Origin of the sequence: Nguyenibacter vanlangensis, assembly GCF_013376155.1 — a bacterium.
In the GTDB taxonomy this organism is placed as follows: Bacteria; Pseudomonadota; Alphaproteobacteria; order Acetobacterales; family Acetobacteraceae; genus Gluconacetobacter; species Gluconacetobacter vanlangensis.
Map to the genome: position 1 here is coordinate 1 of NZ_JABXXP010000605.1, position 1,687 is coordinate 1,687.

A 1,687-nucleotide genomic window follows, 5' to 3' on the forward strand; every position below is an offset into this window, starting at 1 on the left:
CCAGCGCGGCCGCGACCCGGTGGACGCGCCGCTTCGCGCGGCGGGCTATGTTCCGCTGTTCGCCGGCCCGGACAGGACTGTGTTCCTGGCGCCGCCCCCGGTGCGCTGAGCCTTCGAGGCAGGCGAGGGCGCCGCGCGATCAGCGTCCGGTCAGGATCTGCGCGACGAGCTGGCCGACCGTCGGCACGAAGCCGTCGGCATAGAACGGGTCGGTGGCGAAGCGCCACGCGTTGGTGCCGCCGAACATCAGGTTGTCGTCCATCGCCGCCTCGGCGTCGTCCCCGTGGGCATGAGCGATCGTCTGCAATGTCTTCTGGATGCAGAACGAGCGCGGATCGGCCTTGTGCCCGTTGGTGAAGTCCGGCCCGCGCTGGCTCCAGTTCGAGAAGCGGCATTCCGACAGGCAGCCCATGCAGGCCACCTGGTCGGCCAGGATCTCGCGCGCCTGGTCCCGGGTCACGAAGATCAGGGTGGAATCCGGCGTGCGCATCGCCTCGGTGAAGCCCTGGGATTCCCACAGGCGGACATGCTCGCGGTCGGCCTCGGTCATGAAGACCTGGCGGGCCCGCGCCCCCACGCCATAGGACGCAGTATGCTCGCCGACCGGTTCGGTCGAATAGGCGACCTGGCGTTCGGAGCGCGCCTGCAATTCCCGCAGGAACGGGTTGTTCACCGCCGAGGAATAGAATCCGGTGGGCGAGAAGCGGTTGAGGAACACATCCCCCTTCTTCAGCGTGCGCAGCCTGCGCTTCCACGCCTCGGGGATCGGGCTTTCGCGGGTCAGCAGCGGCCTGGTGCCGAACTGGAAGGCGATCGGCCCCAGTTCCGGATTGTCGATCCAGTCCTGCCATTCCTCCAGCCACCACACGCCGCCGGCCATGATGATCGGCGTGTCGTGCAGGCCGAACTGGCGCATCAGCCTGCGCAGTTCCAGCACGCGCGGCATCGGGTCCTCGGGCGTGCGCGGGTCCTCGGTGTTCGACAGGCCGTTATGGCCGCCGGCCCGCCAGGGGTCTTCGTACACCACGCCGCCCAGCAAGTCCGACGTCTTGTGGAAGGACCGTTTCCACAGCGCGTTGAAGGCCCGCGCCGAGGATACGATCGGGTAGTAATGGATGCCGAACGTCGCCGCGATCTCGGACAGGCGATAGGGCATGCCCGCCCCGCAGGTCAGGCCGTGGATCAGGCCCGGCGCGCCTTCCAGCACGCCGCTGATCACGCGCTCGGCCGCGCCCATTTCCCACAGGATGTTGGCATGGACGCGCCCGCGTCCGCCGGACACCTCGTGGGCGATGCGGGCCTGGGCAATGCCGCCGCGAATGGCGTATTCCACCAGTTCCTCATGCCGCTCGCGCCGGGTGCGGCCATGATAGACCTGCGGCACCGGCCGGCCTTCGGCATCATAGGAATCGGCATTGACGATCGACACCGTGCCGGCGCCTCCCGCCGCCGCCCAGTGCCCGGATGATATGCCGGTCGACACCGACACGCCCTTTCCGCCCTCGACCAGCGGCAGGACATCCACCCCGCCCATCCGGATCGCATTGATCGCCTTCATCATTACCCTATCGTCATCGCGCCGGCGGAAGCGGCCGGCGCCTGGTAGCCATGGCCCTTACGGGGCTGATATGGGGCGCCCCATACGGAACGGATAGCCGCGCGGCGGCGGCGCGGACCCGTCGTCCGG

The 1,687-nt window shown here is 68.8% G+C and carries 1 protein-coding gene; it reads right to left on the bottom strand.

Translation table 11 applies throughout. The annotated features are described in order from the left end of the window. Positions 1–139 precede the first annotated feature (139 nt). Positions 140–1,558 (bottom strand): NAD(P)H-dependent flavin oxidoreductase, encoded by a 1,419-nt coding sequence (locus HUK84_RS17165; RefSeq protein WP_176641346.1) that lies wholly within the window; start codon positions 1,556–1,558, stop codon positions 140–142. Between the last annotated feature and the right edge of the window lie 129 nt (positions 1,559–1,687).